The sequence below is a fragment of the Glaciecola siphonariae genome (assembly GCF_042652645.1).
GTDB classification, from domain to species: Bacteria; Pseudomonadota; Gammaproteobacteria; order Enterobacterales; family Alteromonadaceae; genus Glaciecola; species Glaciecola siphonariae.
The window spans coordinates 26,972-45,579 of record NZ_JBHSGU010000002.1; the positions used below are offsets into that span (position 1 = coordinate 26,972).

Sequence of the window (18,608 nt, forward strand, 5' to 3'; positions counted from 1 at the left end):
ATTGGTGCATATGCTGATCACCGCGTAAATCGTTACCGTAAATGCTCCTAGTCTAGTAACAGCTTTTTGAGACCATGAAAATCTCCTTGAGTTCTCGCATGATTATTAATAGCGCTGATAGCGCTGAAAAACTGCCTATATTTTGTTCAAGCTTAGGCGAACACGCATTTTTGCCCAATACGCTCGAGTGCATACCTGCAGCAGATGACTCAGCACACGAATCAGCAGGTGCGCAATTAAAATAAGACAGCGCCTTGTTTATTATTTGAGCTATGCTAAAACTCTATACCAGCATTAGCTATGTTTGATAAATTTGCGTTTGGCGCTGTAGTTTGTCACAATCGCGTCACAATCATGTGGTCAGACCAGATTAGAGGCTCGCTTCACAGTTGAGGAAACACAATGTCGAATAAACAGAATTTGAAAACGCAGGCGGGAGACCGAATTGCGATAGTCGCAGGTTTACGCACGCCATTTGCAAAAATGGCCACCTATTTCCATGGTGTCCCTGCAGTGGATTTAGCCAAAATGGTAGTGAATGAGTTAATGATCCGCAATGATGTGGACCCGGCCATTATTGAACAGGTTGTTTATGGGCAAGTTGTACAGATGCCAGAAGCTCCGAACATTGCTCGAGAAGTTGTGTTAGGCACGGGCATGGGCGTGCATACCGATGCATACAGTGTGTCAAGAGCTTGCGCTACGAGCTTCCAGTCTACAGTTAACGTATTAGAATCGATGATGGTGGGCAATATTGAAGTGGGTATTGCTGGTGGCGCCGACTCAACATCTGTGTCGCCAATTGGCGTGTCTAAAAACCTTGCGCGAGCCTTGGTAGACCTACAGAAAGCAAAAACAGCGGGTCAAAAATTCAATATCTTTAAGAAATTGGGTGTGAAAGACCTTATGCCAGTCCCTCCTGCCGTTGCAGAGTATTCTACCGGTTTGTCGATGGGACAAACGGCGGAGCAAATGGCAAAAAGTCATGGTATTAGCCGACAGGAACAAGATGCCTTAGCACATCGCTCACATTCTCTCGCGGCACAAAATTGGGAGGCAGGCCATTTAAGTCATGAAGTGATGACCGCTTATGCCGAGCCCTACAAAGGGGCATTGTCAAAGGACAACAATGTACGCTTTGACTCAACGCTTGAAGGCTATGCCAAGCTAAAACCTGTATTTGATAAGAAGTATGGCTCGGTCACGGCCGCAAACGCAACGCCGCTCACAGACGGTGCGTCAGCGGTGTTGATGATGACCGAAAGTAAAGCGAAAGCAATGGGTTATAAACCCCTTGGATATATCAAAAGCTACGCGTTTGCGGCGATTGGCGTGCTCGAAGATATGCTTATGGGACCGTCATACGCAACGCCTATAGCGCTCGATAGAGCGGGCATGAGTTTGTCTGACCTTACGCTGATTGAAATGCATGAGGCGTTTGCCGCTCAAACGCTTGCCAACGTAAAAATGTTTGCCAGTGACAAATTTGCACAAGAGAAACTCGGTAGGAAAAAAGCCACCGGTGAAATTGACATGGACAAGTTCAACCAAATGGGTAGCTCGATTGCTTATGGACATCCTTTTGCTGCCACGGGCACGCGCATGATCACGCAGATGCTCAATGACCTCAACCGTAAGGGCGGTGGAACAGGATTGCTGACAGCATGTGCAGCAGGCGGACTTGGTGCAGCTATGATTGTGGAGACAGAATAATGAGTGCTTTTAGCCTTGAGAAACGAGACGACGGTATTGCGATTTTAACCATGGATGTACCGGGTGAATCCATGAATACCTTAAAAGCCGATTTTGGCGATGAGATTTCAGCCATATTAGACGACATAGAGAACGATGCAGATATCAAAGGTGTCGTTGTAGCAAGCGGTAAAAAAGACTCTTTTGTTGCAGGGGCCGATGTGTCGATGCTTGCTGCTTGCCAGTCGAGCGAAGATGCCGAGGCCTTATCGGTCGCTGGACAACAGATATTCGACCGCATTGAAGCGATGAGCAAAACTTTTGTTGCTGCAATTCACGGTCCTGCTCTAGGCGGCGGTTTAGAGCTAGCTTTGGCGTGTAACTATCGCATATGCAGCGACAGTTCAAAGACACAGCTTGGCTTACCTGAAGTGCAGTTAGGCTTACTCCCGGGCAGTGGCGGCACACAGAGACTACCAGTGCTGATTGGCGTGCAGCAAGCCATGAAGATGATGCTAACGGGTGCTCCGGCACGCGCAAAACAAGCTAAAAAATACGGTATTGTAGATGATATGGTGCCGCAAACCATATTGATGGATGTCGCGATTAAATATGCAGCGACGCCAAAGTCTAAGCACGAAGCCAATAAATCGATGGCCGACAAAATGCTAGAGAATACTAGCTTGGGTCGTAAAATCATGTTTCGTAAGGCCAGAGAAGCTACGCTTGCCAAAACCAAAGGCAACTACCCAGCGCCGATGTACATCATAGACAGCATCGAGGCAGGCTTAGATAATCCCAAAAAAGGATACGCGACAGAAGCGCGCTTATTTGGCAAGTTGGTTATGACAAAAGAGTCAAAACAGCTTCGTGAAATATTTTTTGCCACCACCGAAATGAAAAAAGAAAATGGGGTAGAGGGTGTTTCTCCCAAGCCGATTAAAAAGGCGGGTGTTTTAGGCGGCGGCCTGATGGGCGGCGGTATTGCCTTTGTTACCGCAACAAAAGCAAAAGTGCCAGTGCGCATTAAAGATATCAACGAGAATGGCATAGCCGGTGCACTCAAATACAGCTACGACATCTTAAATGCTAAAGTGAAAAAACGCTTCATGCGCGCATCTGAGATGCAGCAGCAACTCGCTATGATCACTGGCTGCTTGGACTATAGCGGTTATAAAAACAACGATATTGTAGTTGAAGCAGTGTTCGAAGACTTAGGCCTGAAGCAGGATATGGTCGCGCAGATAGAGGAGCATTGCGGTAAAGACGTTATTTTTGCGTCTAATACATCGTCTATACCCATCGCTGATATTGCTGCTAAGGCTGCACGTCCTGAAAATGTTGTAGGTTTGCACTATTTCTCACCGGTAGACAAAATGCCGCTTGCTGAGGTTATTCCTCACGCATCGACGTCTGACCAAGTCATTTCAAGCACGGTAGAGTTTGCCAAACGTCAAGGCAAAACTCCGATTGTGGTGAAAGACGGCGCTGGATTTTATGTAAATAGGATTTTAGCTCCTTACATGAGTGAGGCCGGCTATTTGGCTATGGAAGGACAACCCGTTGATGCGATAGACAAGGCCTTGGTTAAGTTCGGGTTTCCTGTGGGTGCGTTTAAGCTGTTAGACGAAGTAGGGATAGATGTAGGCACTAAAATCATACCTATTTTAAAAGGACAGTTTGGTGAGCGTTTCTCTGCACCAGATGCTTTTGACAAGCTCCTAGAAAACGACCGTAAAGGAAAGAAAAACCAAGCGGGTTTTTACGATTACAAGGGTAAAAACAACGGTAAAGAGGTAGATGAGTCTGTATATGAGTTATTAGGCATATCGCCGGTCACAAAGTATACAGATGCGACCGTCGTTGAGCGCTGTGTTTTGCTTATGCTGAATGAAGCCGCGCGCTGTTTGGAAGAGGGCGTTATTCGCAATGCTCGCGATGGTGACATTGGTGCGATTTTTGGCATTGGCTTTCCGCCGTTCTTGGGCGGACCATTTCGCTACATGGATGAGCTAGGTCTTGCTCACTTGGTAGGGCGTTTAGAGCATTACAGTGCCAGTTACAGTGATAAATATACACCAGCTGATATTTTAGTGCGCATGAACAAAAATCAAGAAACCTTTTATAAATAAGTCATTTTTTGGTTAATTAAGTGTTAAAAATCCGGCTTAAGCCGGATTTTTCATGTTAAAGCTGTGAAATTGATGCTCTAATGCTCTTGCGCGATGCCCTTCGTCCCCACAGTTGTCATCTGCGCAGTCGCCCAAAGGGTAGATTTTCGATTTTGCGTAAGGGGCATTCACTTCAATGTATGGAGTTGCTAGATGTTTACAATTTTATTAGTACTTAGCTTTGCCCTGTCGATGGTATACATGTATATCGAAGCGGTGATTTACGGACTTGAAAAGCGAAAGTGGGCACTTGCGGCCATCGTGTTAGGTCCAATGCTCTTACCCATGTTCCAAATCACAAAACGTATGGCTTTACGCAAGGTTGCTGGCTTCGATAGCGTTTACTTAGACGCATAAGCAAAACGCATAAGCAAAACGCATAACCAAAACAGCTATTGCACGTTGGGCCGGTGAGTAAAATGTGCAAAGTCTTCGTGGGACGCGGCTTGAGTATCATTTGTCAACAATGCTTGACCCGCGCCTGGGTGCATGAGTTTAGCAAGCGTGTGCTTTAAATCTTCACCGCTCACGTTTGCGATTGACGCCTGCAGGCGTTTGTAATCATAAAACCCGTTACTGCTGTCGAAGTTTGCCCAAAGTCGCCGTGCAGTACTTGCGATGTCTTTGTCTAAGGGCTTGCACTGCTCTATCACTCGAGGGCGCGCCTGTTCAATTTCTTCTTCGGTTTCCTCCCAGTTATCTAGCATCTGCTCAATGACGCTCATAATGCCTCTGTATAATTGGCTCGCGCCTGCTTCAGAAGACTGCAGGTAAATGGCGATACCTGCTTGCGCATTAATGGGTTTATAGCCAGCGCCTACAAGATAGGCTAACTGCTGCTCATTACGCAGACGCAGAAATACATGGGGGCTTAATATATGCTCTAGCATCAAACAAATTGCGGTGGCATGTTCTTTCAAATAATACACGCCGTCGTCTATTTCTTTTAGCTGTTGATAAAGCACCAAGGCAGTTTGTGTACTGTCAATCGCGTGCAACTTTGGCAGGCACCCCTGCTCAATATAATTTGCCGTAATCTTTGGTTTTTGCCATAGACTTTTGGCCGTTAAGCGCCCCTGTAACTGCTGATGCATGCGCTGCGCTGCAAATAAACGCCAGTTACCCACCATCAGAGCCTCTACGCATACTTTTTGAAAAAACTCGCCTTGATGTGCATTCAGCGTTTCAAAAGCCAATGATTTTACTGCGTTTACCTGCTGCTTAATGGAAAATGTATCCCCTTGAATAAGCGTATTTAGGTTCGCGAACATTTGGTTTATGGGTTTTTGCACCAAGCTATTGCTTAATCGCTTATTGATAACTTCTTTTCCGTGGTCAAATTCGTCACGATTAAGCCTAAATGCAATCATGCAGTTCACGATTTCGATGCACAGCATCAGTTGTTTGTCGCTAAAGCCTGTGGTGTGTATCGTTAGCCCATGCTGATGACCGTACACGCGAAACGCGATACCTGCGTCAGTCGCCTGATAAAAGCGTCGCTGCAAATATTTTTCGAGCGCTTCTACCCATATTTTTTTGCTGACTGTGTGCTCTAAAGTGGCACACATCGCGGGGCTATTAACAGAGATAAAACAATCTCCGCAGGGCTGAGAGTCTTTGATTACTTGCGCAAATTTGAGCTTCACACCGTGGTTATCAAATACTTTAACAGTGCCTGACGGAAGTTCTGGCGTTACCATAAGCAGCTGTGCACTGACATACGCATTTTGTGGTGCTAGCATGAATGGTGTTTGTGTATCTGCTGAAATACTTGGTAAAGATTGAACGCTATACGGCACATCATAGAACTCGGTTGTTTTATCAACTGCAGCGTGTTCATCTATAAAGTAGACATGATGTATTGATTCCGCCATTTGCCTAACGATTTCTTGGATGCGAGTTTTGGCTTGATGAAAGCTGTGCTGAGGCAGTGAACTATTGTCGCTTTTGTTGTTTCCCTCATGCAGAGATTGAGCCGTCTCAATACAGGCCTCGATAGGGTCGCGTTTGTTGCCATATTTAGCAAATAGATTCTCTTGCTTCTCTAATTCATTAAATCGCCAGTTTGCCAACTGACTTTGGCCTAAGAAACGGATGTAGCCAGTTACCAAGGCTATAATATTTTCTTTGTTCTTTGCACCGCTAGGAGAGAGCGTAAGATGCAGTTGTAATTCTTCGCACTTGTCTTGTTCGATACCGCCGGTAAAGGTAATTGCTCTTATCCATTTTTTCATAGCAAAGATATCGAAGACGCCTTGCTTGTGTTTACTTTCAAACTGTTTGCGCAGCATTTTTAGTGCGTAAGCATCAACGACTTCATCCTGCTTATCAACTAACCAACATAATACCAATTGGCAATAGGAATGTTTGACTCTCAGGTTTACCCAAATATTCTGCATGTCTTGTGTATATAATGCAGGGAGTTGCAGTGCATGGTTCGCTGGTTTTTCAGCAATCCCAGCTGATAATATATGCTTTGCTTGGCCTAATAAGTCGTTAAATGGCAAGTCATCAAAAGGCAAGTCGTTATAAGCGTCATGGCGCGGTAGTTTTATACAGACAGCAATATTGCCTGAATGGAAGTAGTTTTCATGGTGCTCGATAAGCGAGCTTTGTAATTCATCTAAGCTTTGTTTAGAGAATGTTTGCGCATTCCCTACGGTAAAGCGATGAAACGGATGCGCTTGATTGGCAATCGCTTTTTTGACCGAGAATAAGCCCCTGACAGGGTCTTGCTGCTTGAGCCTAAATTCTTGCTCAATTGCAGCAATCTCACTTTTTATCCCATCAATTGAAAAAGATGGATGGGTGATTTTATTCCAAAGCATTTTAAGCGCTGAAATAAAACCACTTTGATGGCAGCTAAGATGAAAATTAGTATGACACGCATGGGTCCAACCGTTAATATAGCCACCTTGGCTGGCGACATGCTTTTCGAGTGCATCCTCATGTTCGCCGCGCTTGCTGCGATGAAAAATCATATGCTCTAAAAGATGAGAAAAACCGTAGCACTGAGTAGTCTCGTGATATTGTCCTGCAGCTACCGATACCGAAACAATGGGCACAGGCGTTGCGTCACTTCGGATAATAGCCAGCTTTAAGCCGTTAGGAAGTGTTTCGACAACTAGGTTTTGGTCTGTACTTTTTAATAAATACACAGATATCTCTAGATGTAACGCCTAAGTAAGCATAGCGCGTTGTAAAGGAAGTGTGCAAACTGTCGTTAACAATAAACAGGTTTGCTGTTGTATCTAATAGCGTCTATAGGTCAGATTACTTTAATATGATATTGATAATAATGCGTCATGGTGAGGCAACGCCTTACCAAGCCAATGATAAATCCAGAGCGTTAACACGCTTCGGGCTTACTCAATCTGCGAACGCGGGAAAGCGCCTATCTGACTATTTTACTGGGCGAGGGTTAGCTGCAAGTATCGACCAAGTATGGGTGAGTCCTTATTTGCGCACGCAGCAAACCTATGATGCGGTGAGTGAACATATGCACTTTAACCAAAAACACGACACCGATTTAATCACGCCTATGGGAAGGGCAAATGATGTGCATGATTTTATTGATGGCATTTTGCATCAACAAAACGGCGGCACAGAGACTGCAGATAGCAAAACGCCTGAACATTTGATGCTGATAAGTCATATGCCTCTGGTCAGTCTGCTTGCCGACAAAGTGTGTACAGGTTTTAATGGAAAAATCTTTGATACTGCCGATATTCTTATCATCGACTACGACCCGACCACTCATATTGGTCAGCAAATCGCCTTATATCAAAGTATTTAGTAGAGGAGGGCGCTATTACTATGCAAAAAGTTATGCACAAATTGTCATTGCCAAGCGCCCTTAGACTGTCGTTAAAGCAGCATGCTATGTCAGCAGATATTCCCGACGACGACGAGCTCAACAAGCTCGTTCATAAATTAGATGACCTCAATGTAAAGATTGAAGCTATCAAAGCTAAAGCGCTTGCTAACAGAGCCAAGCGCGACTACTGACGCTCTGCTTCTTCACGGGTCTGGTTTGGGTCTCGATAGTATTCAGGCTGTACCCGCACTGTTTTAATCATGTTACCGCTTATATCCACAATCTCAACAGGGTAGCCAGCTAGCCGCAGGCTAATATTGTTCTCGGGTATTTCTTCTAGGTATTCAATAATGAGCCCGTTCAGGGTTTTTGGCCCATCAATCGGAAACTTCCAATCAAGCTCTTTGTTAAGCTCGCGAATGTTGGTGCTGCCGTCGACTAAGAAGCTACCGTCTTGTTGCAACATGGCCTCTTTATGGTAGTCAGGAAGCATGCTGGTAGTGAAATCACCGATAATTTCCTCGAGTATATCCTCTAAGGTAACGAGGCCTTGAATATCACCGTATTCATCTACCACTAACCCGATTCGTTCGCGCTCAGCTTGAAACTTATACATCAAAGTATGCAGGGGCGTTGAATCGGGTGTGTAGTAAATTTCGCGCACTGCTCTGAGCATAGACGCCTTAGTAAATTGGTCTTTTGACAACAAACGAAGGGCATCGCGCACATGCACAAAACCCACTGCATCATCGATGCTGTCGCGATACAAGAGAACACGAGTGTGCTGAGAATGAGTAAGCTTTTTCTGGAGTAACTTCCAATCATCGTTAATGTCGAGCGCAAAGATTTCGCTGCGCGGTACCATAATGTCTTCGGCGGTGACTTTTTCTAGATCGAGAATGCTTACCAGCATGTCTTGGTGTTTCTGTGGGATCATGGCGCCGGCTTCATGCACGACGGTACGCAGCTCTTCTCGGCTAAGTGAGTCGCCGCTGCCACCGGTGGTGTTTATCCGTAGCAACATCAACACACCGTTTGTGATGGCGTTGACAAATTTTACCAGTGGCGTAAGTAAATACGACAGCGGAAGCAGAAAAAATGAGCTTGGGAAGGCAATCTTTTCTGGATATAAGGCAGCAAAGGTCTTTGGCGTGACTTCTGCAAATACCAAGATAATTAGCGTCAAACCAATCATCGTTACAATCGGTCCGTAGATAGGACCAAACAATCGGTCAAAAAGGGCAGTGGCAACAACGGTAGCGGCAATGTTGACCAAATTATTGCCTATTAAAATTAAGCCAATTAGGCGGTCTGGGCGTTCAAGCAGTTTTTGCGAGCGTATAGCGCCGGCCTTACCCTCATTTGCAAGGTGCTTAAGGCGATAACGGTTGATGGTCATTAGCCCGGTTTCAGAGCTTGAGAAATAGGCTGACATTAATATCAGTACACCTAAAGCAATAGTTAGGGTCGTAGTGTCTATTTGGTCCAAGGTGAAGTTCCTTTAGGGAATGTAAAACGAGATAAAAACATAATCGGTCTAGTGGATTAACCATTCTTTTACGATGCGACTGCCAAAATATCCCAAGCCAAGGAGAATGATGCCAGTGAGATTGAAAATGACCGCGCTGCGCGCTTTAAGGCCAATGCTTTTATGTAGCACTAAAGCAACAATAAATGTCAATAAGGCGAGACTGCTAAGCAGTGTTTTGTGTGCGTAGCCGTCGGCAAACATATTAGGCACAAAAATAAATCCTGAGGCTAGTGCAACGGCCAGAAGTACAGCGCCGAGTGTCATTAGTTTATAGAGTATATTTTCAACCGACATGAGAGGAGGCAAGCCAGAGTGCAACATCATCTTACTTTTTTGCTTGAGTTGATAATTGATAAAACTGAGCTGGCACGCGTACAGCGTGCTAATACCCAATACGCCAAAGGCAACAAGGGACAAAAGAATATGACTGACCAAGCCCATGCTCATATTTAAACTAATGCCGGTAGTCGCCGGAAAAACGTGATGCAAGAGAACAAACAGGGCAGAGAAAAAACAGACAATGGGCAAAAATACTAAATTTCGGATATACCTATTTGCAACAAGCATGGTCAAAGTAATAAGCAGCGCTAGCAGCGCTGCGACAAAGGTGAGGCTGAGCTGTTCGTTCTGATGTCCGCGCGTGGCCATAATCAACACTATTAAATGCGCAAACGCCGCCGCCATGAGCAAAATGCTGGCGTATTTAGTCCGGTTGATGCGTTGTTCAAAGAACTCGCGCGCAAACAGCGTGCCTGCAATGGCATATAGCAGGATACTAATGACGGAGACTGTGGTGGCTAAACTCATTTAAAGACCCTGATGCTAACTGTCTACAGAAGGTGTATGGGTAAAAAGATAAAGTTACCGCAAAGATTCCGAATACGACTAGGTTTATTGTATACTCATTCTAACGTTAGCGAAAAATTATTTATAAATATATGTTTGAGAATTTAACAGATAGATTAGGCCAGTCCCTTAAGAATATCAGCGGCAAAGGTCGCCTCACCGAAGACAATATTAAAGATACCCTGCGCGAAGTCCGTATGGCGCTGCTTGAGGCTGACGTAGCGCTTCCTGTAGTAAAAGACTTTATCGGTAAAGTCAAAGAGCGCGCATTAGGCGTAGAAGTCTCTAAAAGCCTTAAACCCGGTCAAATGTTCATTAAGATCGTTCAAAGCGAACTTGAGCAGGCCATGGGAGATACTAACCAAGGCTTGAATCTTGCCGCCACCCCGCCTGCGGTCATTATGATGGCCGGTTTACAGGGTGCGGGTAAAACCACCAGTGTGGGTAAGTTAGCGAAGCACCTCAAAGAGCGTGAGAAGAAAAAAGTGCTCGTGGTTAGTGCCGATGTATATCGTCCAGCGGCTATCAAGCAGCTTGAAACACTTGCCAGTGAAGTAGAGGTAGAGTTTTACCCCTCAAACATCATGCAAAAGCCTGTTGATATTGTAAACGCGGCTATTGCTCATGCCAAAATGAAGTTTATTGAGGTATTGATTGTTGATACTGCGGGTCGTTTAGCCGTTGACGAGGCTATGATGGCCGAAATCAAAGCATTACATGAGGCGGTAAACCCAGTTGAGACGCTCTTTGTAGTAGATGCCATGACGGGCCAAGACGCAGCCAACACCGCACTGGCTTTTAATCAGGCGCTACCGCTGACGGGTGTGATATTGACTAAAGCCGATGGTGATGCCAGAGGCGGTGCTGCGCTATCAGTAAAACACATTACCGGCAAGCCGATTAAATTCTTAGGTATGGGCGAAAAACTAGACGCCCTCGAACCGTTTCATCCGCAGCGTATCGCTTCACGCATTCTGGGCATGGGTGACGTATTGAGCCTGATTGAAGATGTTGAGCGCAAGGTAGACCGTAAAAAAGCAGAGCAGCTTGCCCGAAAAGTGCAAAAGGGCAAGGGCTTTGATTTGCAAGACTTTAAAGAACAACTTGAGCAAATGCGCAACATGGGCGGCATGATGTCCTTGATTGACAAAATGCCCGGTATGGGCGGGATGTCTGCCAAAATTAAGGACCAAGCTAACGATAAGCAATTCACTCAAATGGAAGCGATTATAAATTCTATGACGCCCGGTGAACGCCAGCGCCCAGATGTGATAAAAGGCTCACGTAAAAAGCGAATCGCGGCAGGCTCTGGCACACAAATACAAGACGTTAACCGCTTGTTGAAGCAGTTCACTCAGATGCAAAAAATGATGAAAAAAATGGGCGGCGGCAACATGAAAAAAATGATGCGAGGCATGGGCGGTATGATGCCACCAGGTGGTATGGGCGGTGGTTTCCCTCCCCGATAGTCATAGGTAAAAATACCAACATCAGGAACGTTAAATGACGCTTGAAAATCAGACGCCTGCTCGCAAACAGTCAAGACATGTCACGTTTAGCCCTGTTTTACTGCTTGCGTTTGTATTCATAACGCTCATGGGGTGTGCATCATCGGGCTCGGCTTATGTGCCAAAGCAAGCAGATGGCGCCCTAGCGGTAGTGAATAAGTCAGACAATAGCGTGAGCGTGATTGACCTTAACTCCAAGCGTATTGTAAACACCCTGCCTACTGGCCAAGGTCCCCATGAATTAGTGTTGTCGCCAGACCTACGCTGGGCAGTGAGTACTGATTTTGTGGGTGGAAATAGCTTGAGCGTGTTTGATATGCAAGCACAAACGCTGGCTCGAACCATAGAATTATCAGCGTTGCCGGGGCTTCACGGTATTCGGTTTTTGAAAGACAATGAACACGTAATATTTACCTCGGGTAAAGCGCAAAAAGTTGGTATCGCCAATGTAATAAGCGGTGAAGTCGTTACGTCGATTAACACTGACCAAGCCACCACACACATGCTCGCTCTGAGCGCCGATGAGGCGACCGCTTACGCCACTAATATAAGAGCAAATTCTATATCGGTTATTGATGTGGCAAAGCGAACTAAAACGAAAGATATCGCCACCGAGGCAATGCCTGAGGCGATTAATTATAGAAAAAGTGCTCACGAGCTTTGGTACGGAGCTAATCAAGACGGAAAGCTAGTGGTGATTGACCCTGACACAGAAGAAGTACTTGCCTCTTGGGATGGGTTCACATTCCCGTATAGAGTGCTGTTTAATCACGACGAAACAGTTGCCATAGTGCCCGACTTCAGGGCACACAATGTACGGTTTTTTGATACCAACACAAAACAAGAGTTGGCTACATTAGCACTAGAAACACAAGCAGGCCCGCAGGGGATAGTGCTGCATCCGAGCAAAGACATTGCCTATCTGTCACTTAATTTAAAAAACAAAGTGGTGGCGATAGATATAGCCAAACAAGTCATAATTGAGGAGTACCCAACGGGCAATAATCCCGACGGTCTCGTATTTATTCAGGCTAAGTAGTTTAAGGTCTGTTGATCTTTGCGCAAAGATCAACAGACCCTAGTCTAAACGCTTTTATTTGGGCTCTTTACAAAGCAGTTCTCATTCAAAAGCTTTTGCTTTTCACGGCTCATGTCTAAGTCGTCTTGCATACTATGAAACTGCTTTTTGTAATCGAGCTTGTACTGCTTACGAAATTTGCCCCAAATAAATCGCTCTATTTCTTTATCATTTTCTAATATTAAGCCCGGAACAGGAATTGATTCGCGGGTGGTCTCGTCAATTGCAACCATGGTGAAGTAGGAAGTGTTGGTGTGCTTTTCAATACCGCGCTTAAAATCTTGCGATACTACTTTTATGCCAACTTCCATAGAAGAGCGCCCTACATAGTTTACCGATGCCATTAAGGTCACCAGTTCACCTACATTGACCGAATTAACAAAGTTAACCGAATCAACCGAGGCGGTAACGCAGTAACCTCGACTGTGCGTCGCTGCCGCGGTGTATGCGATTTTATCCATTAACGATAAAATAATACCGCCGTGGACCTTTCCGCCGAAGTTGGCATAGCTTGGGATCATGAGCTCTTTTAAGACAACTTGCGAGGATTTTACGGAACGAAAATTGTGGGGGGCTTCAGCCGATTGGCTTGATGATGTCATAGTAACGCTGAATTAAATTAACCAGACGGTCAGCATAATCAACATAGCGCGTTGGCGCAAACATCTAATAAAACCACATGAAATAAAAAACGTCAGGTATTAGCCGCGATATCCTTTATGCGCATGAATACCTTTTCAATCGTTTTACTTGGTAATGTTTGTTTCTCAGCAGACTAGAACTTATTTTCCAGAGATAAAATGACGTCATCGAATGAAGTAACATCAAACGCCCCAGCAAAGAGCAATCGCCCTTGCACGGATGGTGTTTTAACTGTCACAGCGTCAGTGGTCGTATTTACGATGGCCTTATTAATCTTAGCTTCGCCGGTCAAAGCTAGCATACCAATCGATAATATTGAGCAATCTCCAGCGATTTCTAACTTTCTATTCGGCGCAAAACCACTTACACAAGCTGGATTGGGTATCACTTCCCGCAACCCGATAGACGCACATTTACACAGCGCTTCTATGGCGTTTGGTACGATGTTAAATGACACATTTAACGATAACAAAATCGGGTTCCGATGGGGCTTATCCAACGAGCAAATTCAGGGCGCTGATAACACATATAGCGTATTGTTTGGTTATGTACAGGCGAACAAAATCGAGTTAAACGTAGGTTTTTTGAGCTTAAGCGATGACCAGCGAATCATTGCACATGAGGTTTATGAAGGAACGTGGTACGCAGGGTTTAGCGCTAAGTTCTAGTAGCCTTGTGTTCAAATATCAGCTCGAAATGCTAGCCAAAATGCCGCTTGTACAAGCGTTTTATCGAAAAAGTGAGGGGCCTAGCAGTAATTAAAAGCATGCGCGCACATGGATGTGCGCGCCTGAGCGGCCAGGATGGCGAAAAGCGTCTTTTAATTACTGCTAGGCCCCTTACTAGATCAAGCGTTTGAACAAGCGGCATTACCCCTGCGCGTTACTCCTGTGCATTATTCACACGCAGTTCAATCAGCGATGGCCTTTTTGAGTGTCTATATATTTCGCCTATAGTGCTTTGTTATTTTCGAACTTTTCCCGCCAGCGCTTTTTCTAAAAAGTCTAAGCCCGCTTGGATATTTGCCTGAGCATCACAAATATTATTGCATCTTTTGAGTAAGGCCTGCATGTCTTCATAGTGCTCTGTTGCGCCTTCTGTATCTTCACGCAAGAGTTTCATTAACGCTAGGCGATACATTGCGTCATGAAGATGTTTATTGAGTCTTATGGCGCGCTCAAAACTTTCTTCGGCTTCTTCTGCTCGTCCCATTTGTAACTGCGACATACCCACCATATAAATCTGGTAGCCTCGGTCTGTGCACGTTAGCTCTCTAAGCGGTGCTTTTGTTTGCAAATTGGAGCCAGAATTCATAGACGATGAGCCAATGGCGTCTGTAGTGGGGCCACTGCTTGAAAAGCCGTTTGCCAGCGACTGATTTAACTGTGCGTTCCGTGCATCATCGGTGAATGCGCGTAGGTTTCTTTCAGCGCGCAAAGCGCATTCTGCATTTTTATTAAACTGAATTTCAGCAAGCTCAAAATTACCCATTTGAAACGCTTGCAAGGCTGCATCTCCAGCTCGGCCTTGCACTTCAATTTGCTCTACGTCGTCTCGCTGACTAGCCGGTACATCGGCATTCGATGAGTTTTGCTCGTTTGCCTGCTCCTGTTCTTGGGCTAAAGCATTTACAGACCCTATTGCCAAGCCCAAGCCTAAGCAAAGGCTCATATAAATTTGGGCTGGCAAACGTTTAGTCGTCTGTAGCCGACAGCAACGTCGCTTGTGCGAGATGAAGTTAAACCTTGAAAATAGAAAAGCTAAGCGCACGGTTTTTTCCTTTTACAGTTAAACGGCTTTATACAATACAAGAGGACACGTTACCTAAAAGTCCCATACTGCAAAAGGCTAATCGTTAATAGGCGCAGTGGCAATAGTATGAGGAAAAAACAACAGAGCATTTTGTAATATAACAAAACTTGCTTTGGGCTAGCCTTGCTAAATATGGTTTAATTAAAAAGTTAAGCGACGCTGTTGCAAACCCTGCCAATTATTTATTCTTTTATCACCGTATTTAGGCAGTTTACATACAAAAATTACTCGGTCTCATACAAACACAGGTTTACTAGTGCCTAAAACAAATCTTTCTACATTTGCTCTTATCGCTGTTTGCGCAGGCTATTTGATTGCGCCTATGGGCATGGCGGCAGTCAACGTTGCTATTCCCACCATGGCAGAAGACTTAAACGCCAACGCCATGAAGGTAGGATGGCTTCCGACCCTTTACATTTTAGCAAATGTTGCCTTTATGTTGCCTTTTGGCAAGCTTGCTGACAATTACGGTAGAAAGCGCGTTTACGTGCTCGGGCTTTTACTAAATGCAATTGCCGCAGCTATGTGTGCGGTTGGCACTAGCATCGACTGGATATTGTTTTGGCGGTTTATGCAAGGCGCGGCCGGTGCCATGATATTTGGTACGGGCGTAGCTATTGTTACTTCCGTTACGCCATCGCACAAGCGCGGTGCTGCATTAGGCATCATTGCTGCGTGCGTATATGTCGGTCTTACACTCGCGCCCGCCGTGGGCGGCTGGCTTACCGAATGGTTGGGCTGGCGTTCGGTGTTTTATTTTCAAATACCGCTTGTGTTAGGACTATTAATATTTATTAAGTTAAAACTGAGCGGTGAGTGGAAAAACAACGAGCACTCTCGCTTCGACTGGATTGGTTCTGGCATATTTATACTGTTCGCCTGCTCACTGGTATATGGTCTTAGTAAGTTACCAAGTGTAATAGGCATTCTGCTCGTTCTGCTTTCGGCGGCGAGTCTGGCGGCTTTTATTGTGCATCAAAGCCGCGATCGACAACCTTTAATACGCGTGCAAATGTTTAAAGAAAGTAGGGTGTTTAGCCTCTCACTTTCAACCTCGTTTTTGATGTATGGCAGTAATTTTGCGATTATTTTTTTGCTCAGCCTATATTTGCAGTATATCAAAGGCTTTAGTCCTTCTGAGGCAGGGCAAATACTGTTACTTCAGGCGCTTTGTATGGCAATTATTGCGCCTCTTGCAGGTAAGCTATCAGATAAATTTCAGCCTCGCATTGTGGCTACCACAGGCTGCGTGATTGTAGGTGTGGGGTTTTTGTTGCTCAACCAAATTGATACCCGCACCAGCGCGGCATTTATAAGCGCTGCTCTTGCACTGGTTGGTTTAGGCTTCGGTTTGTTTTCTACCCCTAATAACAACGCAATTATGGGGGCGGTAAAAGAGCAAGAGGTAGGTGTTGCCTCTGCGTCTATGAATTTATCACGGACTATTGGAAATTTAGTGGGCATGAGTATTGTGAATTTAATGATTCACTATTACTTAGGTGACGCAACGTTTACGGAACAAACCAATCCTGAACTAATGAGCACCATTTCACTTGCACTTAAGATGTCATTAAGCTTTGTTATCGCGGCTAGCTTCATTTCAGCACTGCGCGGCAGACAGTGAATTGAAAGTTATTGCGGGCGGCGCTGCTGGCTTATCTAAGTAGCTATAATAAACCATTAACAGTTAGCTGATAAAGGAGACGAGACATGAACGATTTACACGTAGACATTAAACATGCAAGTAATGGCGCCTTTTTAAACACTGCAAAACGCGTCATTCCCTTGTGCTGTATGAGCTTGACTAAACTGAGTAAGGTCAATTAAGCCTTGCAATAGTGGCTAGTGTGCGTATAATTCGCGCACCTTTTTGCCGTTGGTGGTAAAAAGGCTTTGTTAACGGTAACGCTACAACGAGTTTGAGGCATATATGGTTACTATTCGTTTACAGCGTGGTGGTGCGAAAAAGCGCCCATTTTATCAAGTGGTTGTTGCTGACAGCCGTCGTGCTCGCAATGGCAAGTTCATTGAGAACATCGGCTTCTTCAATCCGACTGCACAAGGTCAAGCTGAAAAGCTTCGTTTAGACCTTGAGCGTGTTGAGTATTGGGTAGGTCACGGCGCCGGTCTTTCAGACCGTGTTGCACGCTTGGTAAAAGATGCAAAAGCGGCTGCGTAAGCGGTCATTTTTGTTTGCACAATGGAGTAAAGATGAGCGTAGCGTCTGACACATTAATTGTTGGCAAAATCGGAGCGCCCTATGGCGTGAAAGGTTGGGTTAAAATTAATAGCTTTACTCAAAATGCAGAAAGTATTTTTGATTATGAGCCTTGGAAACTTGGCACAAATCAATCTGTTCAGGTTGACCAATGGCGTTTTCATAGCAAGGCTCTAGTAGCTAAGTTAGTTGGCGTCGAGACCCGCGAGGATGCAGAGCTGATAAAGAATCTCGATATCAGCATTTCGTCATCGCAACTGCCTGAGCTTGAGAATGACTTTTACTGGAAAGACTTAATTGGGATGAAGGTAATAACCGATAAGGGTTATGACTTAGGAACGGTTAAGGAGTTGTTCGAAACAGGCTCTAATGATGTGATGATGGTTAAAGCAAATCCGAACGATGGTTTTGGTCAAAAAGAACGTTTATTGCCTTTTATATTCGACCAAGTCGTAGTAGAAGTTGATAAACAAGGTAACACCATCAAGGTGGACTGGGATCCGGCTTTTTAAATGAGGCGAAACCTTGCAGCGGTTTAGCGTTGTTACTCTTTTTCCCGAGATGTTTGCGTCTTTTATACAGCAAGGCGTATTCGGAAGAGCGGTTAAGAGAGGCTTGATAGAAGTGTCTTTGGTTAATCCAAGAGACTTTGCTCACGACAAACATCGTACCGTTGACGACCGACCCTACGGGGGAGGTCCGGGCATGCTAATGATGGTGCAACCGCTAGCAGACGCTATTGCCAGCGCTAAACAAGCGCTAGCAGAAAACAGTAAAGTGATTTATTTGTCTCCTCAGGGGCAGACACTTAATTACGAAGGTGTGCAATCGATAGGCCAAAGCAATGACTTAGTGTTAATTGCGGGCAGATATGAAGGCATTGATGAACGCGTAATACAGACTTTGGTTGATGAAGAATGGTCAATCGGAGACTACGTATTAAGCGGTGGGGAATTGCCCGCTATGGTTCTTATGGACGCAGTGGCGCGGTTGATACCCGACGTGTTAGGGCACAATTTGTCTGCCGAGGAAGATTCGTTTTCCAATGGTTTGCTAGATTGTCCGCACTATACGCGTCCAGAAAGCTTTAACGAGATGCATGTACCTTCGGTGTTATTAAGTGGGGATCACGAAAAAATTAGACAGTGGCGACTTAAAGCGTCTTTACAAAAGACCTTAGAGCGACGCCCTGATTTGTTAAATAACCTAGCTCTGACTGAGGAGCAACAGCGACTGCTTAACTCGCTCGTAAATGAGCAAAAGCAAGCTGATGCGGCAGACGACAGTTAATAC

18 protein-coding genes are annotated in these 18,608 nt (G+C 45.1%); 13 read left to right on the forward strand and 5 right to left on the reverse strand.

Going from position 1 to position 18,608, the window contains the following annotated elements:
* Window positions 1-98: 98 nt before the first annotated feature.
* From ACFO4O_RS01530 to ACFO4O_RS01545, 4 genes are all read left to right on the forward strand, one after another.
* A complete protein-coding gene (locus tag ACFO4O_RS01530) occupies window positions 99-245 on the forward strand; it encodes a hypothetical protein (RefSeq protein ID WP_382405522.1) in 147 nt (48 codons plus the stop codon).
* A gap of 157 nt (window positions 246-402) precedes the next feature.
* The gene (gene fadI, locus ACFO4O_RS01535; protein ID WP_382405523.1) at window positions 403-1,713 is read left to right on the forward strand and encodes an acetyl-CoA C-acyltransferase FadI; all 1,311 of its coding nucleotides are present in this window, start codon (window positions 403-405) and stop codon (window positions 1,711-1,713) included.
* On the forward strand, window positions 1,713-3,824 hold the full coding sequence (gene fadJ, locus ACFO4O_RS01540) for a fatty acid oxidation complex subunit alpha FadJ (protein WP_382405525.1): 2,112 nt from the start codon (window positions 1,713-1,715) through the stop codon (window positions 3,822-3,824). Before fadI ends, fadJ begins: the two co-directional genes overlap by 1 nt.
* A 192-nt stretch (window positions 3,825-4,016) precedes the next feature.
* Window positions 4,017-4,220 carry a hypothetical protein gene (locus tag ACFO4O_RS01545; RefSeq protein ID WP_382405526.1) on the forward strand — a complete coding sequence of 68 codons (204 nt, stop codon included), beginning with the start codon at window positions 4,017-4,019 and terminating at the stop codon, window positions 4,218-4,220.
* 35 nt (window positions 4,221-4,255) lie between these two features.
* Here ACFO4O_RS01545 and ACFO4O_RS01550 read toward each other — a convergent pair whose 3' ends face one another.
* Window positions 4,256-7,021, reverse strand: a complete 2,766-nt coding sequence (locus ACFO4O_RS01550) for an insulinase family protein (protein ID WP_382405527.1) — start codon at window positions 7,019-7,021, stop codon at window positions 4,256-4,258.
* 125 nt (window positions 7,022-7,146) lie between these two features.
* Between ACFO4O_RS01550 and ACFO4O_RS01555 the strand changes: the two genes are divergently transcribed.
* Together ACFO4O_RS01555 and ACFO4O_RS01560 are read left to right on the forward strand one after the other, a co-directional pair.
* A complete protein-coding gene (locus ACFO4O_RS01555; RefSeq protein WP_382405528.1) occupies window positions 7,147-7,659 on the forward strand; it encodes a SixA phosphatase family protein in 513 nt (170 codons plus the stop codon).
* A 20-nt stretch (window positions 7,660-7,679) separates the two neighbouring features.
* Entirely contained in the window at window positions 7,680-7,871 is a 192-nt protein-coding gene (locus ACFO4O_RS01560) for a hypothetical protein (protein WP_382405529.1), read from the forward strand.
* Here ACFO4O_RS01560 and ACFO4O_RS01565 read toward each other — a convergent pair.
* Window positions 7,865-9,169 (reverse strand): HlyC/CorC family transporter, encoded by a 1,305-nt coding sequence (locus ACFO4O_RS01565; protein ID WP_382405530.1) that lies wholly within the window; start codon window positions 9,167-9,169, stop codon window positions 7,865-7,867. The genes ACFO4O_RS01560 and ACFO4O_RS01565 overlap by 7 nt on opposite strands.
* Window positions 9,170-9,217: 48 nt before the next feature.
* Window positions 9,218-10,018, reverse strand: coding sequence for a cytochrome C assembly family protein (locus ACFO4O_RS01570; RefSeq protein WP_382405531.1), 801 nt, complete (start codon window positions 10,016-10,018; stop codon window positions 9,218-9,220).
* Between the two features lie 131 nt (window positions 10,019-10,149).
* Here ACFO4O_RS01570 and ffh point away from each other — a divergent pair, with 131 nt between their 5' ends.
* Window positions 10,150-11,526 (forward strand): signal recognition particle protein, encoded by a 1,377-nt coding sequence (gene ffh / locus ACFO4O_RS01575; protein ID WP_382405532.1) that lies wholly within the window; start codon window positions 10,150-10,152, stop codon window positions 11,524-11,526.
* A 34-nt stretch (window positions 11,527-11,560) separates the two neighbouring features.
* Window positions 11,561-12,604: a YncE family protein gene (locus tag ACFO4O_RS01580; RefSeq protein ID WP_382405534.1), complete on the forward strand. Its 1,044-nt coding sequence runs from the start codon at window positions 11,561-11,563 to the stop codon at window positions 12,602-12,604.
* A 44-nt stretch (window positions 12,605-12,648) separates the two neighbouring features.
* Here ACFO4O_RS01580 and ACFO4O_RS01585 read toward each other — a convergent pair whose 3' ends face one another.
* Window positions 12,649-13,245 (reverse strand): acyl-CoA thioesterase, encoded by a 597-nt coding sequence (locus tag ACFO4O_RS01585; RefSeq protein WP_382405535.1) that lies wholly within the window; start codon window positions 13,243-13,245, stop codon window positions 12,649-12,651.
* A 198-nt stretch (window positions 13,246-13,443) separates the two neighbouring features.
* Between ACFO4O_RS01585 and ACFO4O_RS01590 the strand changes: the two genes are divergently transcribed.
* The gene (locus ACFO4O_RS01590; protein WP_382405536.1) at window positions 13,444-13,953 is read left to right on the forward strand and encodes a hypothetical protein; all 510 of its coding nucleotides are present in this window, start codon (window positions 13,444-13,446) and stop codon (window positions 13,951-13,953) included.
* 295 nt (window positions 13,954-14,248) lie between these two features.
* On the opposite strand, the gene ACFO4O_RS01595 is transcribed toward ACFO4O_RS01590, so the two are convergent.
* A complete protein-coding gene (locus ACFO4O_RS01595) occupies window positions 14,249-14,956 on the reverse strand; it encodes a tetratricopeptide repeat protein (protein WP_382405537.1) in 708 nt (235 codons plus the stop codon).
* Between the two features lie 364 nt (window positions 14,957-15,320).
* Between ACFO4O_RS01595 and ACFO4O_RS01600 the strand changes: the two genes are divergently transcribed.
* The 4 genes from ACFO4O_RS01600 (at window position 15,321) to trmD (ending at window position 18,605) form a co-directional block, all read left to right on the forward strand.
* Complete coding sequence (locus ACFO4O_RS01600) at window positions 15,321-16,721, forward strand: MFS transporter (protein ID WP_382408179.1); 1,401 nt, start codon at window positions 15,321-15,323, stop codon at window positions 16,719-16,721.
* A gap of 306 nt (window positions 16,722-17,027) precedes the next feature.
* Window positions 17,028-17,276, forward strand: a complete 249-nt coding sequence (gene rpsP, locus ACFO4O_RS01605) for a 30S ribosomal protein S16 (protein WP_371195510.1) — start codon at window positions 17,028-17,030, stop codon at window positions 17,274-17,276.
* A gap of 32 nt (window positions 17,277-17,308) precedes the next feature.
* Window positions 17,309-17,827, forward strand: coding sequence for a ribosome maturation factor RimM (rimM, locus tag ACFO4O_RS01610; protein WP_382405538.1), 519 nt, complete (start codon window positions 17,309-17,311; stop codon window positions 17,825-17,827).
* A gap of 13 nt (window positions 17,828-17,840) precedes the next feature.
* The gene (trmD, locus tag ACFO4O_RS01615) at window positions 17,841-18,605 is read left to right on the forward strand and encodes a tRNA (guanosine(37)-N1)-methyltransferase TrmD (RefSeq protein ID WP_382405540.1); all 765 of its coding nucleotides are present in this window, start codon (window positions 17,841-17,843) and stop codon (window positions 18,603-18,605) included.
* The last annotated feature ends 3 nt before the right edge of the window (window positions 18,606-18,608 follow it).

Coding starts and splice junctions, on each gene's coding strand:
- ACFO4O_RS01545 (WP_382405526.1), top strand. CDS start 4,017: ATGTTTACAATTTTATTAGTACTTAGCTTTGCCCTGTCGATGGTATAC.
- ffh (WP_382405532.1), top strand. CDS start 10,150: ATGTTTGAGAATTTAACAGATAGATTAGGCCAGTCCCTTAAGAATATC.
- ACFO4O_RS01530 (WP_382405522.1), top strand. CDS start 99: ATGATTATTAATAGCGCTGATAGCGCTGAAAAACTGCCTATATTTTGT.
- rimM (WP_382405538.1), top strand. CDS start 17,309: ATGAGCGTAGCGTCTGACACATTAATTGTTGGCAAAATCGGAGCGCCC.
- ACFO4O_RS01580 (WP_382405534.1), top strand. CDS start 11,561: ATGACGCTTGAAAATCAGACGCCTGCTCGCAAACAGTCAAGACATGTC.
- fadJ (WP_382405525.1), top strand. CDS start 1,713: ATGAGTGCTTTTAGCCTTGAGAAACGAGACGACGGTATTGCGATTTTA.
- fadI (WP_382405523.1), top strand. CDS start 403: ATGTCGAATAAACAGAATTTGAAAACGCAGGCGGGAGACCGAATTGCG.
- ACFO4O_RS01590 (WP_382405536.1), top strand. CDS start 13,444: ATGACGTCATCGAATGAAGTAACATCAAACGCCCCAGCAAAGAGCAAT.
- ACFO4O_RS01585 (WP_382405535.1), bottom strand. CDS start 13,245: ATGACATCATCAAGCCAATCGGCTGAAGCCCCCCACAATTTTCGTTCC.
- ACFO4O_RS01570 (WP_382405531.1), bottom strand. CDS start 10,018: ATGAGTTTAGCCACCACAGTCTCCGTCATTAGTATCCTGCTATATGCC.
- ACFO4O_RS01555 (WP_382405528.1), top strand. CDS start 7,147: ATGATATTGATAATAATGCGTCATGGTGAGGCAACGCCTTACCAAGCC.
- rpsP (WP_371195510.1), top strand. CDS start 17,028: ATGGTTACTATTCGTTTACAGCGTGGTGGTGCGAAAAAGCGCCCATTT.
- ACFO4O_RS01595 (WP_382405537.1), bottom strand. CDS start 14,956: ATGAGCCTTTGCTTAGGCTTGGGCTTGGCAATAGGGTCTGTAAATGCT.
- ACFO4O_RS01560 (WP_382405529.1), top strand. CDS start 7,680: ATGCAAAAAGTTATGCACAAATTGTCATTGCCAAGCGCCCTTAGACTG.